Source organism: Pyrodictium delaneyi, assembly GCF_001412615.1.
In the GTDB taxonomy this organism is placed as follows: domain Archaea; phylum Thermoproteota; class Thermoprotei_A; order Sulfolobales; family Pyrodictiaceae; genus Pyrodictium; species Pyrodictium delaneyi.
This window is the reverse complement of the sequence record NZ_CP013011.1, coordinates 208,538-230,768: the sequence shown is the minus strand read 5'-3', so window position 1 is coordinate 230,768 and position 22,231 is coordinate 208,538. Positions and strand designations below refer to the sequence as shown.

Sequence of the window (22,231 nt, the reverse complement as noted above, 5' to 3'; positions counted from 1 at the left end):
CTGGGGGAATTGATACCTCCCCCAAGGGGTGCTCTACTACATGTGGAGGCGAGCCAGCCTTGTTGTCTCGGCGACGTTTCCTCCAGGCCATAGTCGCTGCAGTATTGGCCTCTCTCGGGCTCCTCCTGGGGCTCCCACTGAGCTACCGAAGGCTAAGAACACGCTATGAGGCCCCGCCTCCTCAGATCGAGGGACAGATAATCCACCTCCCTATGCCCCGGCTCAGTGGCGTAGTGAGCCTCGAAGAGACACTGGCTAATAGGAGGTCTATACGCGAGTACACCGACGAACCGCTCACTATCGAGGAGTTAGCACAGCTGCTCTGGGCCGCCCAAGGGATATCGGAGACACGGCATGGATTCCGGACAGCGCCTAGTGCTGGTGCCACATATCCATTAGAGGTCTACGCGGTAATTGCGCCCCAGGGCGTCCTGGCGGGGGACATGTTCCTCGAGCCAGGGTCCTATAGGTACCTGCCTCATAGCCATACACTCGTCCAGGTACGGAGGGGAGACCTTGTAGAAGAGCTGTACCACGCAGCGCTGGAGCAGGAGTGGGTCCGGGAGGCTCCTGTGAACCTTGTCTTCACCGCTGTTTATGAGCGCACTACAAGGCGTTATGGGGCTAGAGGTGTACGCTACGTCCACATAGAGGTTGGGCATGCCGGGCAGAACGTGTACCTCCAGGCGGTTGCGCTAGGCCTCGCTACTGTTGCTATAGGCGCATTTCACGACGAAGCTGTACGGGAGATTATAGGGGCTCCTGAGGAGGAAAAACCTCTCTACATCATGCCGGTTGCCCGGCCTGCGTGGCGCTACCGGCTCGATCCCCGCGAGCTAGCCGAGTACATAGAGCGGCGCCGCGGCTAGCCTTTGTTACGGGCTTCGCCGCGGCCTAGGAGCCTGTGGGCGCGGGCGAGCTCGTTGGCGGCTAGGGCTGCTAGGAGGTTAAGCTCTCCCGCGAGCACTGTAGCCGCAATTATCTCTGCTAGCTTTCTCGCGTTTGTGCCAGGCGGGTCTCCGCCGCCGGCAACGCCCAGCATCGCGAGGGCCTCGCGCTGGGTGGGGAGCCTAGTCCCGCCTCCCACGGTGCCCACTTCTAGGCTTGGCAGGGTCACGGAGATGTAGAGGTCTCCGTCCCGCACCTCTGTCCAGGTGTAGCCCATACTGCTCTCCACAACCTGGGCGACGTCCTGCCCCGTCGCGATGAATATCGCGGCGATGATGTTGGCGAAGTGTGCGTTGTAGCTTAGGCTTCCGGCGCGGGCGCTGCCTAGGAGGTTCTTGACACGGTTCACAGCGTCTATCTCCTCTGGCGGCGCCTTGAGCACCTTTAGCGCTACATCTCTCTTTATCACCGCCTCCGCGATGACGGTTTTGCCGCGGCCTAGCAGCATGTTGATCATGGCCGGCTTCTTGTCGGTACACATATTGCCGCTGATAGCGACGAGCCTCACGGTGCCCGGGTAGTTGTTGAGGATCCACTCCGCAGCCCGGTCAGTAGCTATAGTAGCCATGTTCATGCCCATAGCGTCGCCCGTGCTGTAGACGAAGCGGAGCCAGACGATGTTACCCGCGAGGAATGGCTGTATCTCCACGAGCCTGCCGTGCCGGGTCGTGGACTCCGCCTCTCTGCGGATATCCTCTATTCTCTCCCGCACCCACTGGATGAAGCGCACAGCCTCGTCTACGCTTGGGGTCCAGAAGGCGGGGGCACGCGCCATACCGTCGTAGACTACGCGGGCCCGTGCCCCGCCGCTCAGCGTGACAGCCTTCGCGCCCCGATTAATGCTGGCCACGAGAGCGCCCTCGGTAGTGGCTAGGGGAACGTAGAAGTCTCCGCGGGCGTACTCGCCGTGGACGCGGAGCGGCCCCACAACGCCCACAGGCACCTGGACTGCGCCGATAGGGTTCTCGATGTTCCTACCCACGAGCTCCTCGAAGTCAAGTATAGTACTGCCGATGCTCGAGAGGCCTACGCCGAGCATGCGCTCGAGCGCGAGCCGGCGCGCGAGAGCAGCAGCGTTAGCATTGCCCAGGATCTTGTCTGCCTCATGTAGCTTTATCCTGCCCTCGACTATCCCCTGGACTACCTCCTCGAGCTTCTCATTCCAGGACTCGGCGTCACCAGCCAAGAAGCAGCCCCTCAGAGAAGCCACGCAGCTACCAGGGCCTATTAGATGCATCCTCCGGGATAGCCCTCTGCGTAAGAGGAGCCGCGGGCCCCTAGGGCCCGGGTGGAAAACCCTCAGGCTTGTTGCTGGCTGTCGGCTTTCCTCCCGCTAAATAGGGCTGGACGGAACGCTACACCGTAAGCTATCACGCCGTGCTCGCCGTCGCGCCTTATGCGGCGTAGTACTGCTTCCACCCTCATCCCGGTCTTGACCTCGCCTGGCTCAGCGTCTGTTATCGGTGCTAGTACTCTCGTACCGTCGTCGAGCTTTACTAGGGCTATCACGAGGGGTGCCCTGTCGCGGAACCCGTCCATCACGGTGTATATCACTGTGTAGGTCTCCACTGTGCCCGTCTGGGGGAGCTCGACGTCTACGAGCTCCCTGGAGCCGCAGTGGGGGCAAGCGGGGCGCGGCGGGTAGTGGCGGCGCCCGCACTTCTTGCACTCTCTGCCTACTAGCCGGTAGCGGGGGATACGCTCTCTCCAGACACGCACCGGGGACATGCGAAGGGTCATTCTGGGGACACCTCCCTACGGCTTTTACACGCGGCGGAGTACGTGGGCGATGAGTGTGGAGCCGTCGCCTCCCATGTTGACCGCCAATCCTGTCTCGGCGCCGTCGACTCGTACGCCGGGGAAGTCGCCGCGCAGCTGCATAGTCACCTCGGCTATCTGGTAGACGCCGGTGGTTCCTACGGGGTGGCCGCGGGCCTTCAGGCCGCCGCTGGGGTTGAGCGTTGGCCGGTCGCCTGGGTGGAAGCGGCCCTCTGCTAGCAGCCGGGCCGCCTCCCCGTAGGGGGCGAAGCCCAGCTCCTCTATGAGGAGCACCGCGTTTATCGTGAAGGCGTCGTGTATCTCCGCCACGTCTATGTCGCCTGGGCCTACGCCTGCCATCCGGTAGGCCTGCTCAGCCGCCGCCCTGGCCGCAGGTATGCGGTCTAGGGCCTCACGGTTCGAGAGCTCCACCGTGTCCGTGGCCATGCCGGCGCCGGCTATGTAGACGCTAGGCTTCTCGGGGAGCTCCGCTGCTGCCTCCTCGGAGACGAGGAGTACTGCTGCCGCGCCGTCGCCGATGGGGCTGCTGTCGAGCAGCCTTATCGGGTCCGCGACTACCTGGCTCCGGGCTACGTCTTCGCGTGTTATGCGACGGCGTATCTGCGCGTAGGGGTTGCTGAGGGCGTTCTCGTGCATCATCACCGGCCACTCGCTCATAGTGTCTCTGTCGACATTGTGCCGCTCCATGTAGTAGCGCATCATCAGCGCGTTGAGGCCCGTGAAGCTCGCGCCGTAGAACAGCTCGTACTCGGCGTCGGCTGCCTGTGCTAGCGCGGAGGTGACTGTGGATGTCGGGTAATCTGTCATCTTCTCGACGCCTACCACGAGGACGCTACGGGCGAGCCCCGAGCGCACCATGCTGTAGGCCGTGTAGACGCCTGCGCCACCGCTGCCGCAGGCTGCCTCGACGCGGAGTGCCGGCTTGCCGCGGAGCCCGATGCCCGAGGCTATGTAGGCGCCGAGGTTGTCCTGCTCCTGGAGCCTGCTAGCAAGCATGTTCGTGACCACGACCACGTCTGGCTCCAGGCCGGCCTCGTCGAGTGCCTTGAACGCTGCCTCTGCGGCGAGGTCTAGGAGGCTCTTGCCGTAGTGGCGGCCGATGGGGACCATGCCTACGCCCGCGATGTAGACGCGCGTCACGGGGTCCACCTCCCATTGGGGCTAGATGCGTACGTAGAGGCTCCTCATCTTCGCGTAGGCTGCGTAGTCGATGTAGCGCTTGGCCTCGATGTAGTCGTCAACCTTTGGGGCCCGGTCTCTGCGCTCCTCTATCTTATCGGTCACTATGAAGCTGTAGGCGTCGCTCCCCGCGCCGCTGCCGAATGGGGCTACTAGGATCCGCTGCCCGGGCTTAGCCTGGTCGAGGACCCGGGCTAGGCCGAGGAGCGCGCTCCCGTTGTACGTGTTGCCTATCATTGGGGTGACTAGGCCGGGGAGGATCTTCTCCTTGGGGAAGCCTAGTTTTTTGCCCACGCGGAGCGGGAACTTGCCGTTAGGCTGGTGGAAGACCGCGTAGTCGAAGTCGTCTGGACGGAGCCCCAGGGACTCCATGAGCCCCTTGACCGCGCTCTCTATGTGGTGGAAGTAGGCCGGCTCGCCGGTGAAGCCTTCGCCGTGGAGCGGGTAGGGGCTGTGAGCGCCCCGCCAGAAGTCTGGCGTGTCGGTAGCGTAGGTGTATACGCCCTCGAGGACCGCGACGCTGTCGCCCGCAGGGCCTAGGACGAAGGCTGCGCCGCCACTCGCAGCAGTGAACTCCAGGACGTCGCCGGGGTTAGCCTGCGCCGTATCGGCGCCAATGGCCAGCGCGTACTCCATGTACCCGGCTTCTATGAGGGCGAAGCCCGCCCTCATGCCCTCGCTCGCCGCGCGGCAGGCGAACTCCAAGTCGGAGGCCATGGTCTCCGGTGTTATGCCCAGAGCCTCGGCTACTATCGTCGCGGAGGGCTTGACCGCGTAGGGCTTAGACTCTGTGCCGAAGAAGACTGCCTTGATCCTCGTGGGGTCTACGCTGGCGCGGCGGATAGCGTTGCGGGCCGCCTCGACCCCTATCGTGACCGAGTCCTCGTCAGGGCCCGCGACGGCCTTCTCCTCGACTCCGAGGCCCCTGGGGACGCTTGGCTCCCAGCCCCAGACCCTCGCTATCTCGCTGGCCTTTACCCGGTAGCGGGGTATGTAGGCACCCCACCCAGCTATACCGCTGCCTCGCGCCATGCCGTTCCTCCATGTTGGATCAACTTGTCGCCGTAGGGCGGTAGAAGAGTCCTTCCCCTCCAGCAACAGTCGAAGACGCTATTCGACGATGGACGTAGGTCTGACGTTTATCAGCCCGAGCCCCGCCGAGGAGAGGTCTGAGGGAGCAGAATTGGCCCCTAGGAAGCGGCTCCTGGAGGTTGAGGACTTCTCTCGCCTAGTCCACGTCGGTGATCCCCAGGTCTCGCCTGGCGGCAGCCGGGTAGCACTCGTCGCTGTGAGGCCGGATCTCGAGAAGAACTTGTACCGGAACGAGATATGGATCTACGAGCTGCCCGCCGGCAAGACGCTAGCCGTGCTGCAGGGCGAGGGCGACTCCCAGCCCCGCTGGAGCCCCGACGGCGAGAAGCTTCTCTTCACGAGCCGCCGGGGCCTAGGCGAGAAAGAGAAGGGTACAGCGCTCTATGTGTACCATCTTGGCGGCGAGCCGCGCCGCGTATACCAGAGCCGGTACGGCTTCGTCCAGGCACGCTGGATGCCCGACTCCAGCACCATCCTCGCCGTGGCGCCGACGCCGGCCCGGAGCATAGACGAGGACGGGGACTACGTGGATATACGCGGCCTACCAGTCTGGTTCGACGGCGCCGGCTTCACCGAGGAGTACCGTAGCCACATACTCCTAGTAGACTACGAGTCTGGGCTACACAGAAGGCTGACCAGCGGCGACTTCAACGTGGTCTATGCGTCGCCGAGCCCCGACGGGAAACGGATAGCGGCACTGGTTTCGAGGGATCAGCTACGCCCCCACGTCACGGAAGTCGTGCTCGTGGACGTGGAGACCGGGGAGACCGAGACGCTGCTCAGTGGCAGCTATAGCTTCAGCGCAGTCGAGTGGAGCCCCCGGGGAGACGCCCTCGTCCTCCACGGCCACGCGCTGCCAAGGGGCCTCGCGAGCCACGAGCACGTATGGCTGCTAAGCCTCAGCGGCGAGCCCAGGTGCCTCACGTGCAGCCTCGACAGGAACACCGCGCCCTACGTCTCCAGCGACGCCGCCTGGCCGCGCGGGAACATTCACCCCATATGGGCCGGGGACGGCATACTATTCCTCGTCAACGATGGCGGCCGTGTCAACATCCACCGGGTAGACCCCGGCACGGGCCACCTGGAGCAGCTCACTAGCGGCGAGCAGGTAGTCTACTCGTTCACCGTCTCGCGCGACGCAGGCGTCATAGCTTACGCTCGGACAAGCTACACCGAGCCCGGCGAGATATGGATCCTCGAGCCAGGCCGGGGCCAGCCAAGGAGGCTCACACGGTTCAACGACTGGCTGCTCGGAGAGGTGGAGCTCCAGAAACCCGTCAACCTGAAGGCAAGGGCTAGCGACGGCACGGTAGTCGAGGGCTGGTACCTTCCACCGGCCCGCCGCGAGCCGGGGAACCGGTACCCCGTAGTGCTCTTCATCCACGGCGGCCCTAAGGCCTGCTACGGTGCAGCCTTCAACTTCATGCACCAGCTCGTAGCGGCCAAGGGCTACTACGTGGTCTACTGTAACCCCCGGGGCAGCGACGGCTACAGCGAGGAGTACGCCGACATACGCTGCAAGTATGGCACCCGGGACTACCAGGACATAATGGAGTTCCTAGACGCGTTCCTAGAGAGCGTCGAGAATGCCGACCCCGGGAGGATGGCTATGACGGGTATAAGCTACGGCGGCTACATGACCAACTGGATAATAACCCAGACCAACCGGTTCAGGGCAGCGATAAGCGAGAACGGGATAAGCGACTGGAGAGCAGACTTCGGCACCAGCGATATCGGCTACTGGTTCGACCCAGACCAGATATGCGGCACACCCTGGAGCTCCCCAGAGAACTACGAACGCGCCAGCCCCATCAACTACGTAGACCGCGTAGAGACCCCGGTACTGATAATCCACAGTATGGAGGACTACCGGTGCTTCATAGACCAGGCCGTAGCGTTCCACGTAGCGCTACGCTTCCACGGCAAAGAGAGCCGGCTAGTAGTATTCACCAGGGGCAGCCACGGCCACAGCATCCGGGCCAAGCCACGGCACCGTATGAAGAGGTACCGGATAATCCTCGACTACCTAGCCGAGAAGCTGAAACAAGCAAGCCCCACAACGACAAGCAGTACGGAGGAGAGCCGGGCAGTATGACGAGGCAGCCCACTATGAGGCCCCGAGCACAGGCTTTACCGGGTCTTATGTGCCTCACCGAGTACATTTCTAGTCTCAACTATCTCAGGAACTACATGCAGTGGAGCTTTACCAGTCCTGGCGGTCTTCCTTGACTAGCCTCACCGCCTCGTTGAGGTCGAGTCGCTCTGCCAAGCGTTGCCGAGTTCCTCAGCTCTTTGTCGAGGCTGCGTAGTCTCTCCAGGCCAATTAGGACTAGGAAACTGTGCTCGGGCCTCTCGGCGCGCGCAGCCAGTTCCAGGGCCTCCCGGGTCCCCGGAGCAGCTCCCTTGCTAGCCGCTGTGCCCCCCTATCCATCGCAGCTTGGCCCGTAGAATCCTCTCCCCATCGACGGTTATTATCTCGTATGAGTTTCTGGCCTCGGCGCGTGCTGCCTCTATGAGGCGTAGTAGCTCCCCGGGGCTCTTGCGGGAGAGCTCGCGGCGTGTATACCCGCTGTCTATTACTAGGCGTAGGCGTAGGGGCCCGTCGGGGGAGCAACATTATTTCGCTTTCAACTGTTCCCTGTGTATCGAAGTTAGGATGCAAAGGGGTGCAATGAGTGGTGGCTGGGGGTCTTACGCCTAGCCAGGCTGCTGTCCTTCTCGCTATCCATCGGGGCCTGGACACTGTGGACGCGATAGCTAGGGCTCTCCGGGTCTCCAGGGAGGTTGTGGAGAGCATAGTCGAGGAGCTGAAGGCGGCGGGGCTCGTGGAGGAGTACCAGAGCGGGCTGATACTGAAGCGTCGGAGGCTGCGGCTCACGCGCCAGGGGCTCGACACTGTGCCCGAGGCGATGAGGCTAATGGAGCATGCAGCAGTCGCCGCTAAGAAGCTCCTCCGGGAGCAGCGGCTGCCAGAGGACTGGCGCTGGAGCCCCCAGGAGCTGCTCCTGGCTGCACCGCTGCTCCCAATGCTGGGGCTACTAACAGCTATGGAGGCTATGATGCTGCTCAGTGTGCTCACGGGGCTTGCGCTGGTGGATGACCTGGCGTGGAGTAGTAGCTGGAGCGATGAGTCCGGCTACGAGGCCGTGGACGAGGCTGGCGACGTGGACACTGGGGACGCTTACTACGAAGATACGGGTGATGCAGGCTTTGACTTGGGCGACGCCGGGCTCGACGGCGGGTTCGACAGGCTATAGGGCGCGCCACGCTAGCAGGCCGTCGCGCTCCAGGCGCTCGGCCTGGCCCCGTGCTTCTAGGTGCCTCAGGTGGGCCAGCGCCTCGCCTACTGCGAAGAACCTCTCTGCAGGGGGATACTCGTCCCAGCTACTGTAGCGCGTCCTCCACCGCATCAGCCTAGCCGCCTCGTAGCCGGTCAGCGGGCCCCGGCGCTGTAGCAGCTCGTGTAGCCCGCGGAGCCGCTTCTCGTGGTGCTCTCGTATCTCCCTGGCCCGGGCTGCGGGGTCACGGAGGACGCCACGGTGGCCGGGGAGCCCGAGGGCCGGCGCCATGGCCTCGACGCGTTTTAGGCTCTCCAGGTAGCTGCCGAGCGGGTCCTCGTCGACGCCGTGGAGCACCACGTGCGGCGTTATGCCGGGGAGTACCGTGTCCCCGGTAAATAGGAGCCCGTCTCCGTAGAGCAGTATGTGGCCAGGTGTGTGGCCTGGGGCCTCGACTACGCGTAGCTCTAGGCCGCCGGCGCGGAGCAGGTCTCCCTCGCCTAGGGGCCTCCAGTCCAGCTCCAAGGCCTCCCGGTAAGCCTCCATCATGCGGACTGCTGGGTGGTGCCTGCGTATCTTTTCGGCCTCCTCTCTGGGCATCCCGCTCCACGTGTAGAGCTCTAGCACCCGGTCTATGAAGTCCTCCACCCCCGACTCGAGCACTGCGAGGTCGCCGCGGCCTATGAGGAGCCGTGGGGACCCTAGCTCAGCCAGCACCGGCGCCAGCGTCATGTGGTCTACGTGGAAGTGTGTCACCACTACTCCGGCGAGGTCGCAGGGCCGTATGCCGGCCTCGCGGAGCCCCCGGAGTAGCTGCCTCGCAGCCCTCGCTGTGTAGATCCCCGCGTCTACGAGCCACGGCTCCCCGTCGGAGAGGACGTAGACGTTCACGCTCCCGAGGCTCTCTATGGGGAGCGGTACTTCTACGCGGAGGATCCCGCTAGGCAGCCTCTCCAAGGCCTCTGCGCCAGGGACGCCAAGGCCTGCACAAGCCCATTAACCCTCTTGCGATCTACCTGCCGGGCGACGTGTCAGTACGCCCTGGTGCGGCGTGAAGCAGGTTCTCGGTATTGTTCAACGGCTGTTCCACACCTTGTAGAGGGAGAGCGTGTAGTTGGCTAGGAAGCCGGCGATTATCCCTGCCAGCCCCGCGAGCATGTAGTCTAGGCCCAGTGTGGTCAACAGCATGCCCACGGACATGTATGCTGCGAGGCCGCCTAGGGCGGCGGCGTGGTACCGTAGCCAGTACCGTAGCTTATTGAGTACGCCTGGGGGCCGGATGCCCCGGAAGGTCCACGCGTCGTGGAGCAGGTAATTCCAGGTCAGTGATGCCTCGAACGCTGCGAGGAACGAGAGCGGGAGCGGTGCGCCCAGCGCGCCGTGGAGAAGCCTTAGTACTGCGAGGTTGACGAGCGTGCCAGTTGCGCCGACAACCGCGAACTTGATGGGCCGGTAGCCTGAGAGCTCAAGCAGGTGGAGCACGTAGTCCAGCATCTCCCGGAGGCCGAGCTTGCTCTCGCCCGCAGCGCGGCGGCGGAAGACATAGGGGACCTCCGAGACCCTGCCCCGGGCCTCGACTAGGAGGTCTAGGAGTATCTTCCAGCTCCGCGGCCGCTCCGGCGCCCTCGCTGCGAGCTCGCGGGAGACCAGGAAGAAGCCGCTCATAGGGTCGCTAGTGGCCCTGGCCTCGGGGAGTAGGAGGTATGCCAGCAGGCTCGCCACACGAGAGACCAGGAGGCGGAAACGGCTCCAGCCCTCCACGCCGCCCCCGCGGCCGTACCGGGTCGCGACTACGAGGTGCGCACCGCTCCTCCGGGCCTCCTCGAGGAGCCGGGGGATAGCCTCCGGCGGGTGCTGGAGATCCGCGTCCATGACCACTATGTAGCGGCCGCGGGCTACGCGGAGCCCCCGGGCGATGGCGCTGCCGAGGCCCCGCTCTCCCCGCCTCCTCACCACGCGGACTGGGAGGCCCCGCTCCGCGTACTCCTCGGCGACCCTCCACGTGCCATCAGGGCTATCGTCGTCTACTACCACGACCTCGTAGTCTATGCCTCTGCCCCGGAGTACGCGGTCTATCTCCTCTAGTAGCCGGGGCAGGTTCTCCCTCTCGTTATACGTCGGGACCACTATCGAAACCGCTGGCTCCATGTCATCGCTCATGCCTCGACGCCCATGCCAGCGTCTCCTGAAGTGCTTCTGAGTACTTCGTGTACCTTCCCTCAGGCGCCTATATGCTGGGCCCCTGGGACGCTACATTTACGACGGCACGGGGTCTAGCCGGCAGACTAGCTGGAGGAGCAGGTGTGGCGGGCACCAGCAACTGGCGTGGGCAGCCTAGCCGCCGGGTCCTCCTGGCTGTCGTTGCTGCTGCGTACCTGGCGTCGCTGCTAGCACTGTACCACGGCGGGCTCTCGAAGACCCTGGGGGTCGAGGACTATATCAGCGACGAGGTATGGTACATCCCGTCATCGATAAACGTGGCGCGGAAGGTGCTCGGCTGGGACCTAGTAGCCCGGGTCAACAGCAGCTATGCCGTCTACACCGTGTTCTATAATCCCGGGGAGTGTAGCCCCGCAGAGGCCAGCCTGCTCATCCACGAGCATGCGCCGGGAGCCCGGATACTCGGGAGACAGTATAGCGAGATCCACGCGCTCCTCGTCGAGGCCCCGCTCGGCGAGCACCAGGCCGTTGCATCCCTCCCCCAGGTGTCTACGTGCTTCCTGGACGCCGTCCCCGGCGTGATGCCGGACAAGGAGAATATCAACAACTACCTCAACACGGAGCACCCGCCGCTAGTCAAGTACATCTTCGCCGCCCTGATAGACCTCCTGGGGTTCCGCTACTGGGTGTGGCGCGCTGCGAGCTTCGCCGCCGGCGCCCTCGGCCTCGCCGCGGTTGCGGCCACCGCGTACTGGGCTGCGAGGCGGGTAGGCAGCCGCTGGGCCCTGGTCCTCGCCCTGGCGCCGGCAGCCCTCGCCCTCCTCGACCAGAGCGTCCAATCGATGTCGGCCGTCGGCATGCTCGACATCTATGCCGCGAGCCTCGACGCGCTAGCTGTGGCGGCGCTCCTCTACGGCCATCCCTTCGCCGCGGCCCTGCTAGCGGGGCTCGCGGGCTCGGCGAAGTATACGGGGCTCTTCGTGCTCCCCGCGCTCCTCGTCTACGCGCGGCTCCGGGGCCTAGGCCCCGCCAAGACCCTAGTACTCCTCTCCGTGCCGCTAGCCGTGGTGCTCGCCTCCTGGATCCCGTTCATAGAGTGGATGGGGCCCGGGGCCTGGCTCGACGAGGTCGTGGGCTCGCTCCGCTGGCACACAACCAGCAGGCCCGCGGAGGGCCCGCCCTCGACCACGCCCCTCGGCCTGCTGCTAGGCGTGCCCGGCTTCATCCTCCACTACGTCGACGGCAGGCCGCTCATCGTGGCTGCTTCCAACCCGGTGATCACGTTGCCCGCGCTCCTCGTCTCCCTAGCCGGGCTCGCAGCAGCTGCGCTCAGCACATGCATCGGGAGCTGTACGGGGAAGAACGCGGAAGCCTTCGCGGCTGCTGCACTAGCATCTGCAGTCGCAGGCTACGCCTTAGTCTACGCTGCGGGGAACCATACGCTCTACAACTTCTACAGCGTACAGCTCTCCATGCTCTCCGGAATAGTGCTCGCTGTCAGCCCGCTCCTCGCCGTTGAGGCCGCCCGCTGGCTCGGCTGGGCTGGGCTACGGGACTGCCTCGCCACGGAGACAGCGCTGCGCTGGACAGCTGGAGCCGCCGCTGCTGCCGGCGCGCTGGCCTCCGCCCTGCTACACGGTATGCACCCGTGGCCCGGCTTCACGTCCCCTGCCGAGGCGCCGTTCCTATACACAGTGGCCGCGGACACCGGCAAGCTCGCCCGGCTAGCCCTGCTAGCAGCCGCCGTGGTGTTCTACTGGACAATGGGCTATAGGTTCTCAGTAATCCACTCCTGGCAGGGCCGCCGTAGGCTAGCTAAGACGGCCGCCGCCTGGTTCGGTGTGGGGCTGCTCGCCTACACCGGGCCCGCGGGCGTGTTCGCCCCCGTACTCGCAGCAGCCGCTAGGGCAGGCCCGGGGCTCGTCGACGGGCTCCTCGCCGGCCTCCTAGCCCCCAGCCCAGTCTACGCCGGCTTAGCTGGGCTCCAGGAGAGCCGGATCCGGCGAGCCCTCTACCTGCTAGGCCTCGCAGCGGGCTTCCACCTAGCCACGCTGCTAGCCCATGGCGCGGGAGCCGGGGCAGCCGCAGCCGTGGCTGCTACGCCGGCGGCCGCCGCGCTGGCCGGCGCCGCCACCGCTGTGCTGCTCGAGGCCCGGCCCGCTGCGCTCCTCGCGCTCATGGCGGCCTACAGCCCCGACACGATGGCAGTGCTGTTAGCCGCGGGGCCCCGGGGCGGCGGGTACACGCCGTGGCCCTTCATAGCCGTCGCAGCCGCCGCTTCGCTGCTGGGCAGCCCGCTTCTGCTCCGGGCAGCCGCCGTAGCCGCGGCCATAGCCGCCGCAGTGGACACGATATTGGGTGGTATAAACCAGACTGCTAGAACTCAGTAATACTGCTCTGATCTTGCCAAATCTGGAGTTGAATATTACTTGTATAGCATTAGACACATTATATAGCTGATCAAGAATATTTCATATCGTCGCCAATCTCCAGATTAAGCATGCTCTACGATGTCCGCAGCTTGGACTAGGAGGTGCCAGTCGAGGCAGCCTCTTAGCCGGAGCACGTCCCCAGCTTGTCTTAGCAGTGCTCCAGCATACTCTAGCTCCTCGGCGCCACCGCCCCGCTCCATCAGCTCCTCGATAACCCTTAGCGCCTCTTCTAGCTCTGCTACTCTGCCGCAGGACAGCTCTACGCCCCGGGCCATTGTGTAGGCCTCCTCTAGCGCACGCGTGTACACCAAGACGGAACCGCCTCCAGCCTAGCAGCTCCTATGCGCGAGATCTACAAGCATCTCCGCGTACCGCTCTGGGCCCAGCTTTTCGACAGCCTCCACGTGGCCCGCGCCCGGCACGCCGACTAGTATACTGCAAGGACTCTTGGAGGCTATTTCCCGCATCTCCTCGGGGGTGACTAGGGGGTCTTGAGTCCCATAAACAACCATAAGTGGCTTATCAACACGCTCCACCATTGCCGGGCCGAAGTCCAGGTCAACGCCGGCCATGAGCTGGCCGTAAAAGCCGGCGAGTACGCCCATCCAGCCCGGTAGCGGAGTCTTATACTCTAGCCACCGGGGCACAACGTCCGCGAGCCTGTAGTAGGGGCTGTCAGCCGCCACCGCATAGACACGGGGATCCCCCGCGCCCTCGACTATAGCGACAGCGCCACCCATGCTGAAGCCAACTAGCACTATCCTCCGCCCCGGGAACCGCTCGGCAGCATATCCCACTACGGCCTCCGCGTCAAGCACCTCCCTGGGCCCGATGGTCGTCGAGCCGCTGCTCTCCCCGTGGCCCCGGAAGTCGAAGACGACCACCGGGTAGCCCCTCCTGGCCAGAGCCTCTGCCAGGTCGAGGATGTAGGGTGCAGAACGGCATGACGTATAGCCATGCATCAGTATGAACACGGTATCGCCCCTGGCCCTGGGCTCGATCACCCAGCCCCGGATCGTCACCCCATCGCTAGTATTGACTGCGAAGCCCTCGTAGCCTAGCCCGAGGTCGCCCGGCGTGACGCTAGGCCTACATGTATCAGGGTGGAGGCTGCTATACGCTATGTACCAGGGGAGAGCCACTAACACGGACAATACAGCAACGGTAGCGAAGACTAGTATGAGTCTGCCCCGGCGGCTGAGCCTCGGCATACATAATCACCATTCTAGCATGTATTGCGCAGTAGCGCTATGATGATGGCAAGGGCCTTGCTACCCCTTAAAAAGTGTACCATATGCTTTCCGTATACAATAGTCCATGGCTTGATGAGGGGATTTGCTACATCCCCTGCCTAAAATATCATAGCATTGAGAAGTCTTCGGGACTTCTAGCTCTGGCGGCTGAGTATCACGGCATAGAGTGTGCTGTTGTACTCGTTGGTGCCGAGCCTCTTGCCGACCTCTATGGCGGCTTCTGTCCAGTTGAGTCCCTGGTTGTAGACTAGGTCTACCAGCATGCGTAGACCCACGTCTATCTCCTGGACGGTGACCGGCCCGGTCCAGCCGATGTAGACTCCTAGGCCCAGCTGCGCCAGGGCTACCGGTATCTCGTAGGTGTAGAGGCTAAAGCAGCTCCCCACAACCACGACGCTCCCGGGGCAGAACCTGCCCCTCATCTCCCTTGTGAAGAAGCCGGGGAGCACAGCGAGGTATGCCCTGCTTGGATCATGATACGGGGTGGCCTTGGCCGCGAGCCATTTCCACATAAGCTCCTGGTACCGGTCATCCCAGGGTAGGCCGGTAAACAGCCCGTTGACCACTGCCACCCTTCCGTCGGGGAGCCTTACCTCGCCCTTCCCCCCGTGCACCCTTAGGATAACCACGTCGTAGTCTGTGAGCCGGCGGTAGAGCTCCAGGTCAACCCCGGTGCCGTTCACGTAGTCCACGATGTAGCCCGCTTTCTTGAGGGTCTCTACCAGGAACCTGTCCAGCTCCGGGTTAGGGAAGTCCAGACTGAGTGCATCTGCAACCAGCGCCCGGCCACGCGGACAATCCCCCCGGGTATCGCTGATACCCCACCTACTAGCACCTGCCGCTACTATGAGCGCAAGTACAATAGCTGTTAGCAATACCACCCGTCTAACATTCCTGGACGTCCTTCTAGACAACGCTCTCAGAGCCCCATACAGCATCGAGCCGAGACACTCCCAGAGCATACGAGGCTGAGAAGATGGGACAACGTTCGAGGAGTTGTACAAGGGCCTAGACGTGGAAAAATAGCTAGGATAATCCTAGACGCATATGCCGGCGCATCATCACTATAGCAGCTACTACAGCAAAGCCGGCTGCCAGCAATACAGCCGGCTTTATACCACCATTAGAGCCGGTGGGCATTGCTGGTAGCTCTAGCTCACCGCCTACGAGTTGCGCTGGGCTACCAGCAGGGGCGATGGGAGCACCTACTAGCTCGTCTGGCTGAACCTCAGCCCATATCACATTGTTCACTACGTCTACGCCAGTTGTTTTCAGCCTGATCCACTTCTTGGCTACTGGGTCCCATCGATAGAGGCGTAGAGTGACCTCGTAGACGCCCCAGCGTTGTACATCGCTGTCAGTATAGCGTACCTTGACGAGTATAGTGTTTATCGCCGTTGTGTTGTCCACTATTACGTCGAACGACTTCTCCGCTATGAGCTTGGCTCTCGGCTTTCCGGGAAGGGCCTCGGCTGTGGTATTGAGTGTTATCACGGTCACATTCACGGTATCGGTGGAGTTTACGTCAAGTGAGGCATCTATATCTGGCACTAGTATAGTCCCAGTGCCGCTAATCAATGATGAGACTACGGTAGCCGTCTCTGGGGCGACTATTGTAATCATCCGAGCACTGCCAGTAGCACCGCTGCCCGTGTCGGTGAAGTTTATGAGCGCCTCGTAGTAGCCTGGGCTTAGTATACTCGTATCGATACTAGCCTCTATGGAGGCCAGCGACCCTGGTTGCCCCATAGAGTCTAGGTTTAGCAATGAAGCGTTTAGAGTATAGTCTGCTGGTGCAGCTATACTTATGGACACAGGATAGAGGTAGTCAAGGTTCTCGACTGTGTACACATGCCTCGCGATATTACCCTTTACTACTGTAGATGTGGTAAAGCTCGGTCGTACCACTGCTACAGGGGTGTGGGCGAATACCCAGGTGGACATGTTAACAGTTGATGCTGTATCCATGTTGATATAGCCGGCGTAGGTCTCGTTGAGCGGCAGGAGTACTGCTTTGATTGCGTCCAGGCCTAGGCCGAGCCATGCTAGTTCCTCGAGCGCGGCTGTCGTATTAGCTATGTCGAGGATTACAGATAGGTTGGAGCCGCCAGTGTTCGAGATGTAGTAGAACTCGTTGAACGTTATGCCTGGTATACCTAGCTCCTCGAGGCCTAGTGGGCTGGTATTGTAGAGTAGGATTGAGATACACGCGTTAGTGGTATCAGTGTTTACCAGTGATATGTTCGTAACTGCGCCGCTCACCTGGTAGCTGTCGCCAGCTGCTATACAGACATTATAGTACTCGGTCACTGGCTTCACAAAGTAGCTTTCACCGCTCTCTGGGCTACGGGCTATAGCTATGTATACCGGCTGTAGATCGGGCCTAAGCTCAGCACCTAGGGGGTTATCATTGATTAGCGTAACTATCTCGGTCCCCGTTATTGTAAGGTTCAACGAATCTAGGGTATCAGTTGACGTTAGATTTAGGATGGCGCGTAGGGCGTCATCTATTGCCTGCTCATAGACGCCGGTCTCTATGTACTTACCGGACATACTAATATTGTAATAGCTAGTACCATTAGCAATAGGACCTAGCACTAGACTCATAGAGGCATTGTATATCCATAGGTTGTCCTTATCGAGTCTAAGTATGAGCGGTTCAACACCTGTTATCGTTCCATTATTATAGCTATAGGATGCATTGATGTAAAGCATAATATATGGTGGTACCGCATAAGGCGCGCCCAATGTACCATTCAACTCTACCAGAGCGTAGAGTGTATAGTAGCCGCTACCCGGGAGTATTGCTATATATGACGTGTTTACAACATCAGCAAAGTCGTATTCATTGACAGAATCCGCGTCCGCGACAGAGATTAGGTTAGGTGAACCAGCTACAGCGTTCCAATCCGAAGGATCACCATCCACGGTTATTGTTACTGTTGTCGAGTTAAGAGGATCTATTGCTAGATTCGTTGCATTATCTACGGCATCTATAACCGTTATATTTACCCATGGAGCTATGGTTATGTAGAAGTTTCCTGTTGGAATCACGGGTGACGACATGTTTATGCCGATTACTATCTTTCCGCGGCTTGTATCTAGCAGACAAGTAGCTGTGTCGGGAAGGCTGCTAGTATTTGTCGTCCCTGACGGAGACGACTCTATTGTACAGTAAATAGTCACGCCATAGGATTGTGCATCCGCATCTATAGGTGGTTTAGGCCCGAGTATAACCGGAACGTCAATACGCCGGGTTATAGGGTCGGTTTCGGTCGCCGGATCGGGTAGTGGCTGACTGAGCTCCAGTATCAGATCAACCCCGGTAGAAGTCTTGTTTACTACGACTAGCGCCATGTCTGCATAGCCGTCGAACTCGCTAGAATCATTGTAGACCGATGTCGCGTTGAAGAGCTGTGGTGGCTGAGGCTCACTATCTACCACTGCTACTTCTGCTGCCCTTGCTGCTATTGTCGACGTAGCAACCAGTAGTAGAGCAAGGATTAGAAGCCCTCTAGCCCGCGTCATCATGCTCACCCTGCCTCCACACAAGGTAGCAGTATTGCTAGGAGCTAGGACTATAAGGCTGTTCTCTATCAGTTATGAATCAGTACCGTTGGAGCTGGGAAACTTCTAGGTAACGCAACATCGACAGCTGTCATCAGAGATAGATCCTGGTGAATTTAAACACCAAATTCAAGCACGCTAAGCTATAGTTCACTATTGTAAATTAAATTCTGTCACAACACCATCATAATCCATGACTTAGAAAAAGCCCAGCTCCGAGGCTACTCATTGACTCAACATCATGGCCGCATTCCACACCGTGCAGACCTCTACGAATTGATAAGGTGGAGGCGACTGTAAATGTTGTCATTGACGATTGATTGCCACCAGGAGGAAATGTAATGGATTAGGTTATGATGATGTTCCGGCGAGACCTAAGACACTTAGCCCATCCCATGCCAAGATATTATAGAATCGTGGTAGCCTCAAGGTACTCGAGACTCCACTGCATATCTACCTGACCCTGCCTAAACCCCGCTCCCTGATGGCTACCAGAGATACACCCCCGATATTAGGCTGGAGTCTTCGGAGTAGTAGACGTGGGGCTTTAGCTCTACACTAGAGTAGCCTCCGCTTCTTTTCTACAAGGTGAGGACAAGACATGTGGACTAGTCGAGATAGAGTAGTGGTTCTGGTCCTGCTCGTAGCGTTGGCTGGTTTCACCGCCGGCTACGCCCTAGGCCTAGCCGTTAGCATGTTTAAATCTGAACCGCCTGGCCCAGAGCCTCCGGAAAGTGTAGAGACGGAGACTGCCGAGACAGCTACGGGGGTCCAGCCTCCGGTCACCTGGACTGGTGTAGAGGCTCCCGCCACCGGCGCTCCAGAGCCCTCCAACGCGACCTTAGAGCTTGTCTGGACTAGCTACGGCTATAGGGCGTCCTGGGAGAGCCTCGAGACCCTTTCATCGATCTACAGGGCGATGGGCGGCTCAGCCTTCTACATGACTCCAGGAGTTTTCGAAACTACTGTCGTAGAGACTCTCGTACGCCCACTAACAGCCACAGTTACTGCTGTTACACCTATGCCCTCCACAGCGCCAGCTGAGGCCAGGGCAGCCCCAGAGTACAGCACTACTAACATCCAGGTAGCCGGCATCGATGAACCAGACGTAGTGAAGACCAACAGGACACACATAGCCGTGCTGCACAGGGACGTCGTTGAGCTATACCGGGCCTACCCTGCCGGGAGCCTCAGCCTAGCCGCTGTCTACGACATACGCAAAGCAGTACTCGAGATTGTCGGCGACGAGAATCTCGTACTCGTATCGGGTAGCGGGTACACCGAGCCCGTGGCCCCAGTACAGCACCATATAGTCGTTAGAGGCGTCTACATGACCGAGGACGGGCTAGTGGTCATCGCCGATGAGTACCGGAGCCCCTGGCCGCTAGAGAGCCGCACATGGGTAATAAGCCTCGATACCAGCATGAAGCTGCGGTGGATGCGGAGCATAACAGGCAGGTTCTACGACGCACGCCTCTACAACCAGACCCTGGTACTGGTCACAGAGGCCTCCATGATCGTGAGACCCGTCATACTGGAAGCCGACGCTGGGGCCGCCAGGATTATACCTGTGCCAGAGCCACCTATAGTGGCTAGCCTAGAGCCCATAGAGACTATAGTAGCGGCGTTCAGCCTCGACACCGGGAGCGCAGCGACGCTGACCATAGTGGGCGCACCGCCCTCCACCATGTACATGTCCGCTACCGGGAGTCTCTACCTAGTACTGCCCGGTATAGAGGAGCTACACGCCATCCTAGGAGACCGCGTAAACGCCACCCTCGCGGAGATAGCCGAGAGGATGGAAAAAGCCCAGCCGCGGGGCACGAAGAGCCTCCTCGTAGGGGTCTCTGTAGAGCCGGGGCCCCGGCTAGAGCCGGAGGCCAGCACTGTGATACCCGGTATCGCCCGGAAGCAGTGGATGATAGACGAGTATAACGGCACGCTAAGGATAGTTGTAGAGGAACAGGACTGGAGTGATAAACAGTGGAGGACGCGGGTAGGCCTCTACATACTGGATGCCGAGACCCTTGACGAGATAGGCCGTGTAGACGAGATAGTGCTCAACGAGAGAGTGCACGCTGCCCGGTTTCTAGGCCCCAGGCTATACCTGGTAACCTTCCGGCAGATAGACCCTCTCTTCGTCATCGACCTCGCCGACCCCAGGAAGCCACGAGTCCTAGGCTACATCGAGGCACCAGGCTTCGACGAGTACCTCCACCCAGTCAACAACACGCTGCTGATAGGAGTCGGCCGCGAGGACTCCAAGGTGCGCATCAGCCTATACAAGGTGATGGGGGACGCTAAGATAAAGGTGCTAGACCGGGTGTACATAGGAGGCGACTGGAGGTATGCCTGGAGCCATGTGCTAGACCCGCGCTGGGGCCACCGCGCCTTCACCCTCGACATGCGCCATGGCTACGTAATGATACCCGTAGAGGGCTGGAGCCAGGAGTACCGCGAGACACCAGAGGGCATCGCCGAGATCGGTGCTAGGAGGAACGGGGTAGCAATAGTAAAGCTAGACACGGAGAGGGGCGACCTAGAGCTGAGAGCACTGCTACTCCATATGGGCGCGGCGAGGAGCCTATACATAGGCGACACGTTGTACACGGTAGCGCCCGAGAGCTACCCCAGGGTAAAGGCATATGACGCTGAGACGCTAGAGCCCATAGCCTACGCGCCCCGGCCCACAGAGGTCACAGTACGCGATATACGTGCAAACCCGGAGAGCTACAGCGGCAAGCCCGTAGTCGTTAGGGGAGTGTCTCTGCGCTGGACTGGGCTAGACGAGCCGCCGCCAGTCACTCGGAGCGACTGGGTCCTCGACGACGGTACTAGGAGGATATACGTGGCAGCCATCATGGGCCCGGTGCCCGGGAAGGACGAGAAGGTAACGGTTATCGGCATCGTCAGGCTGGGGCCGGAGGATAGGCCCTACATAGAGCCGGTGGAAGTCGTTATAGCAGGGGAGCCGGGGAAGAGCTAGCCTCCTTCCCTGTTTTTCTCGACTGCTCCTATATCGAGTAGCTTCTTCCTCATCTCCTCGGGAATGGGTATAGTCTTGCCCTCGTGGATGCTGTAGGCTACTGCTACTATGCTGCACTCTGCTGAGACCTTGCCTAGGGTCTCGTTGACTATTCGGAACCTGTAGGTTATGCTTGTCCTGCCCAGCTCTATCCCTGTTATCTCGACGCGATAGGCGTCTGCGAGCCGTAGTGGAGCAGTATAGCGGCACTCGGCGTGGACCCTGGGGAACGCGATGGGTGGTATGCCGTGGCCTATGACCCTGTCTATGAGTCCGAGGCTGGCTAGGAGGTCTTCCTCGCAGCGCTCGAGGACGCGGAAGAAGTTGCTGAAGTGCATTATCCCCGCCGCGTCCGTCTCGCTCCAATGCACGCGGTACCGGGCTGTGAATAGTGGCTTCTCAGTCATTGCTCTCAGGGCCCCTAGAGGGCCCGGGCTAGCTGCTGGAAGGATTTTATAACATAGGTTCTATGCACGTCTAAGCGGTGGAGAGAAATGGCTTCCGACAAGACTGTGGGCACGCTGCTCGTGGTAGTGTCGATACTGGTTATACTCGTGTATGGCTGGCTACTATTCGCGCCACCACGTCCAGGCATCGACATGTTCCTGCTAAAGTTGACAGCATTTATCGCCGTCGCTGGAGTCTTCGGGATACTGGCCTGGATAGGCTACACACTAGCTACCACGCCACCGCCAAAGCCCATAGAGGAGATAGAGCGGGAGCTAGAGGAGGAGCTCAAGAGGCTTGAGAAGGAGCTAGAAGAGGCCGAGAAGAAACAGGAAAGCTAGCCTTTGTCCTCCTGGGCGAATTTTTCCTCAAAACGGAGAGCCTCTATCTGCCTAGCCGCCTCTTCGAGGTCCTTTATCGTATCGATACTGCGCCAGTAGGCGTCTGTGAATCGTTCTCCTAGGATGCGACGCTCCTCCGCTAGCCGGGGGAACGCGGTACGCTCGATGTCGCCCTTCTCAGGCAGGTAGTCGAGGACTCCGGGCTTCATGGCGTAGACGCCTGCATTTATCCAGTAGTCTAGCGTCGGCTTCTCGACGAACCTTACTATGTGGTCTTCCTGGTCTAGCTCTACTACGCCGTAGGGACTGCGGAGCGGTACGAGCGCCATAGCTACTAGTGCGTCCTTGCTGTTTGCCAGCTTTGCGACCAGCCTGTTGACATCGAGGTTTGTTATTATGTCACCGTTCAAGACTATGAAGTAGTCTTCGCCCTTTAGGAGGTGCTCAGCGTTCTTAATCGCGCCCCCCGTCCCAAGGGGCTCATCTTCGACCACATAGGCTATTCTTACGCCTAGCCGTTGGCCACTACCCAGCCTCTCCACGAGCCGCTCCCACTTGTAGCCAAGGAGGATAACAAACTCTCGTACCCCGTGACTGCGGAGCCAGAGTATCTGCCACTCGATTATCGGCCTCCCCGCGACATCGACTAGAGGCTTCGGCCGGTCCTCGGTGAGGGGACGAAGCCTCTTACCAAAACCACCAGCGAGGATTACAGCCTTAGCCACGCATG

At 60.8% G+C, this 22,231-nt stretch carries 18 protein-coding genes; 6 read left to right on the top strand and 12 right to left on the bottom strand.

Annotation, left to right across the window (positions count from 1 at the left end; all coding sequences use genetic code 11):
* Positions 1 to 62 precede the first annotated feature (62 nt).
* On the top strand, positions 63 to 869 hold the full coding sequence (locus Pyrde_RS01250; RefSeq protein ID WP_231656766.1) for a SagB/ThcOx family dehydrogenase: 807 nt from the start codon (positions 63 to 65) through the stop codon (positions 867 to 869).
* On the opposite strand, the gene hmgA is transcribed toward Pyrde_RS01250, so the two are convergent.
* From hmgA to Pyrde_RS01230, 4 genes are all read right to left on the bottom strand, one after another.
* A complete protein-coding gene (gene hmgA, locus Pyrde_RS01245) occupies positions 866 to 2,134 on the bottom strand; it encodes a hydroxymethylglutaryl-CoA reductase (NADPH) (protein WP_055407519.1) in 1,269 nt (422 codons plus the stop codon). The genes Pyrde_RS01250 and hmgA overlap by 4 nt on opposite strands.
* Before the next feature lie 113 nt (positions 2,135 to 2,247).
* A complete protein-coding gene (locus tag Pyrde_RS01240; RefSeq protein ID WP_055407517.1) occupies positions 2,248 to 2,688 on the bottom strand; it encodes a Zn-ribbon domain-containing OB-fold protein in 441 nt (146 codons plus the stop codon).
* A gap of 24 nt (positions 2,689 to 2,712) precedes the next feature.
* Entirely contained in the window at positions 2,713 to 3,867 is a 1,155-nt protein-coding gene (locus tag Pyrde_RS01235) for a thiolase domain-containing protein (RefSeq protein ID WP_055410584.1), read from the bottom strand.
* Positions 3,868 to 3,888: 21 nt separating this feature from the next.
* Positions 3,889 to 4,938 (bottom strand): hydroxymethylglutaryl-CoA synthase, encoded by a 1,050-nt coding sequence (locus Pyrde_RS01230; RefSeq protein WP_055407515.1) that lies wholly within the window; start codon positions 4,936 to 4,938, stop codon positions 3,889 to 3,891.
* Between the two features lie 151 nt (positions 4,939 to 5,089).
* Between Pyrde_RS01230 and Pyrde_RS01225 the strand changes: the two genes are divergently transcribed.
* On the top strand, positions 5,090 to 7,093 hold the full coding sequence (locus Pyrde_RS01225; RefSeq protein WP_180385500.1) for a S9 family peptidase: 2,004 nt from the start codon (positions 5,090 to 5,092) through the stop codon (positions 7,091 to 7,093).
* A 583-nt stretch (positions 7,094 to 7,676) separates the two neighbouring features.
* Positions 7,677 to 8,255 (top strand): MarR family transcriptional regulator, encoded by a 579-nt coding sequence (locus tag Pyrde_RS01220; protein ID WP_180385499.1) that lies wholly within the window; start codon positions 7,677 to 7,679, stop codon positions 8,253 to 8,255.
* Here the strand turns inward: Pyrde_RS01220 and Pyrde_RS01215 are convergent.
* Together Pyrde_RS01215 and Pyrde_RS01210 are read right to left on the bottom strand one after the other, a co-directional pair.
* Positions 8,250 to 9,233, bottom strand: a complete 984-nt coding sequence (locus Pyrde_RS01215) for an MBL fold metallo-hydrolase (RefSeq protein ID WP_055407508.1) — start codon at positions 9,231 to 9,233, stop codon at positions 8,250 to 8,252. The two genes, Pyrde_RS01220 and Pyrde_RS01215, sit on opposite strands and share 6 nt — an antisense overlap.
* Before the next feature lie 117 nt (positions 9,234 to 9,350).
* Complete coding sequence (locus tag Pyrde_RS01210) at positions 9,351 to 10,436, bottom strand: glycosyltransferase (RefSeq protein ID WP_197272699.1); 1,086 nt, start codon at positions 10,434 to 10,436, stop codon at positions 9,351 to 9,353.
* 47 nt (positions 10,437 to 10,483) lie between these two features.
* On the opposite strand from Pyrde_RS01210, the gene Pyrde_RS01205 reads away from it, so the two are divergent.
* Positions 10,484 to 12,826 (top strand): hypothetical protein, encoded by a 2,343-nt coding sequence (locus Pyrde_RS01205; RefSeq protein ID WP_055407506.1) that lies wholly within the window; start codon positions 10,484 to 10,486, stop codon positions 12,824 to 12,826.
* Between the two features lie 104 nt (positions 12,827 to 12,930).
* On the opposite strand, the gene Pyrde_RS01200 is transcribed toward Pyrde_RS01205, so the two are convergent.
* From Pyrde_RS01200 to Pyrde_RS01185, 4 genes are all read right to left on the bottom strand, one after another.
* Positions 12,931 to 13,179, bottom strand: coding sequence for a hypothetical protein (locus Pyrde_RS01200; protein ID WP_055407504.1), 249 nt, complete (start codon positions 13,177 to 13,179; stop codon positions 12,931 to 12,933).
* A gap of 18 nt (positions 13,180 to 13,197) precedes the next feature.
* Entirely contained in the window at positions 13,198 to 14,079 is an 882-nt protein-coding gene (locus Pyrde_RS01195) for an alpha/beta hydrolase (RefSeq protein WP_055407501.1), read from the bottom strand.
* A gap of 176 nt (positions 14,080 to 14,255) precedes the next feature.
* Complete coding sequence (locus Pyrde_RS01190) at positions 14,256 to 15,035, bottom strand: hypothetical protein (protein ID WP_143522191.1); 780 nt, start codon at positions 15,033 to 15,035, stop codon at positions 14,256 to 14,258.
* A gap of 112 nt (positions 15,036 to 15,147) precedes the next feature.
* Complete coding sequence (locus Pyrde_RS01185) at positions 15,148 to 17,649, bottom strand: hypothetical protein (RefSeq protein ID WP_143522190.1); 2,502 nt, start codon at positions 17,647 to 17,649, stop codon at positions 15,148 to 15,150.
* 640 nt (positions 17,650 to 18,289) lie between these two features.
* Here Pyrde_RS01185 and Pyrde_RS01180 point away from each other — a divergent pair.
* The gene (locus Pyrde_RS01180; protein WP_082419380.1) at positions 18,290 to 20,674 is read left to right on the top strand and encodes a beta-propeller domain-containing protein; all 2,385 of its coding nucleotides are present in this window, start codon (positions 18,290 to 18,292) and stop codon (positions 20,672 to 20,674) included.
* Here Pyrde_RS01180 and Pyrde_RS01175 read toward each other — a convergent pair.
* Positions 20,671 to 21,120, bottom strand: coding sequence for an acyl-CoA thioesterase (locus tag Pyrde_RS01175; RefSeq protein ID WP_055407495.1), 450 nt, complete (start codon positions 21,118 to 21,120; stop codon positions 20,671 to 20,673). The genes Pyrde_RS01180 and Pyrde_RS01175 overlap by 4 nt on opposite strands.
* An 87-nt stretch (positions 21,121 to 21,207) precedes the next feature.
* Between Pyrde_RS01175 and Pyrde_RS01170 the strand changes: the two genes are divergently transcribed.
* Complete coding sequence (locus Pyrde_RS01170) at positions 21,208 to 21,501, top strand: transcriptional regulator (RefSeq protein ID WP_055407494.1); 294 nt, start codon at positions 21,208 to 21,210, stop codon at positions 21,499 to 21,501.
* Here Pyrde_RS01170 and Pyrde_RS01165 read toward each other — a convergent pair.
* Complete coding sequence (locus Pyrde_RS01165) at positions 21,498 to 22,226, bottom strand: nucleotidyltransferase family protein (RefSeq protein ID WP_055407493.1); 729 nt, start codon at positions 22,224 to 22,226, stop codon at positions 21,498 to 21,500. The genes Pyrde_RS01170 and Pyrde_RS01165 overlap by 4 nt on opposite strands.
* Between the last annotated feature and the right edge of the window lie 5 nt (positions 22,227 to 22,231).

Coding starts and splice junctions, on each gene's coding strand:
- Pyrde_RS01240 (WP_055407517.1), bottom strand. CDS start 2,688: ATGACCCTTCGCATGTCCCCGGTGCGTGTCTGGAGAGAGCGTATCCCC.
- Pyrde_RS01230 (WP_055407515.1), bottom strand. CDS start 4,938: ATGGCGCGAGGCAGCGGTATAGCTGGGTGGGGTGCCTACATACCCCGC.
- Pyrde_RS01210 (WP_197272699.1), bottom strand. CDS start 10,436: ATGAGCGATGACATGGAGCCAGCGGTTTCGATAGTGGTCCCGACGTAT.
- Pyrde_RS01195 (WP_055407501.1), bottom strand. CDS start 14,079: ATGCCGAGGCTCAGCCGCCGGGGCAGACTCATACTAGTCTTCGCTACC.
- Pyrde_RS01185 (WP_143522190.1), bottom strand. CDS start 17,649: ATGACGCGGGCTAGAGGGCTTCTAATCCTTGCTCTACTACTGGTTGCT.
- Pyrde_RS01180 (WP_082419380.1), top strand. CDS start 18,290: ATGTGGACTAGTCGAGATAGAGTAGTGGTTCTGGTCCTGCTCGTAGCG.
- Pyrde_RS01175 (WP_055407495.1), bottom strand. CDS start 21,120: ATGACTGAGAAGCCACTATTCACAGCCCGGTACCGCGTGCATTGGAGC.
- Pyrde_RS01170 (WP_055407494.1), top strand. CDS start 21,208: ATGGCTTCCGACAAGACTGTGGGCACGCTGCTCGTGGTAGTGTCGATA.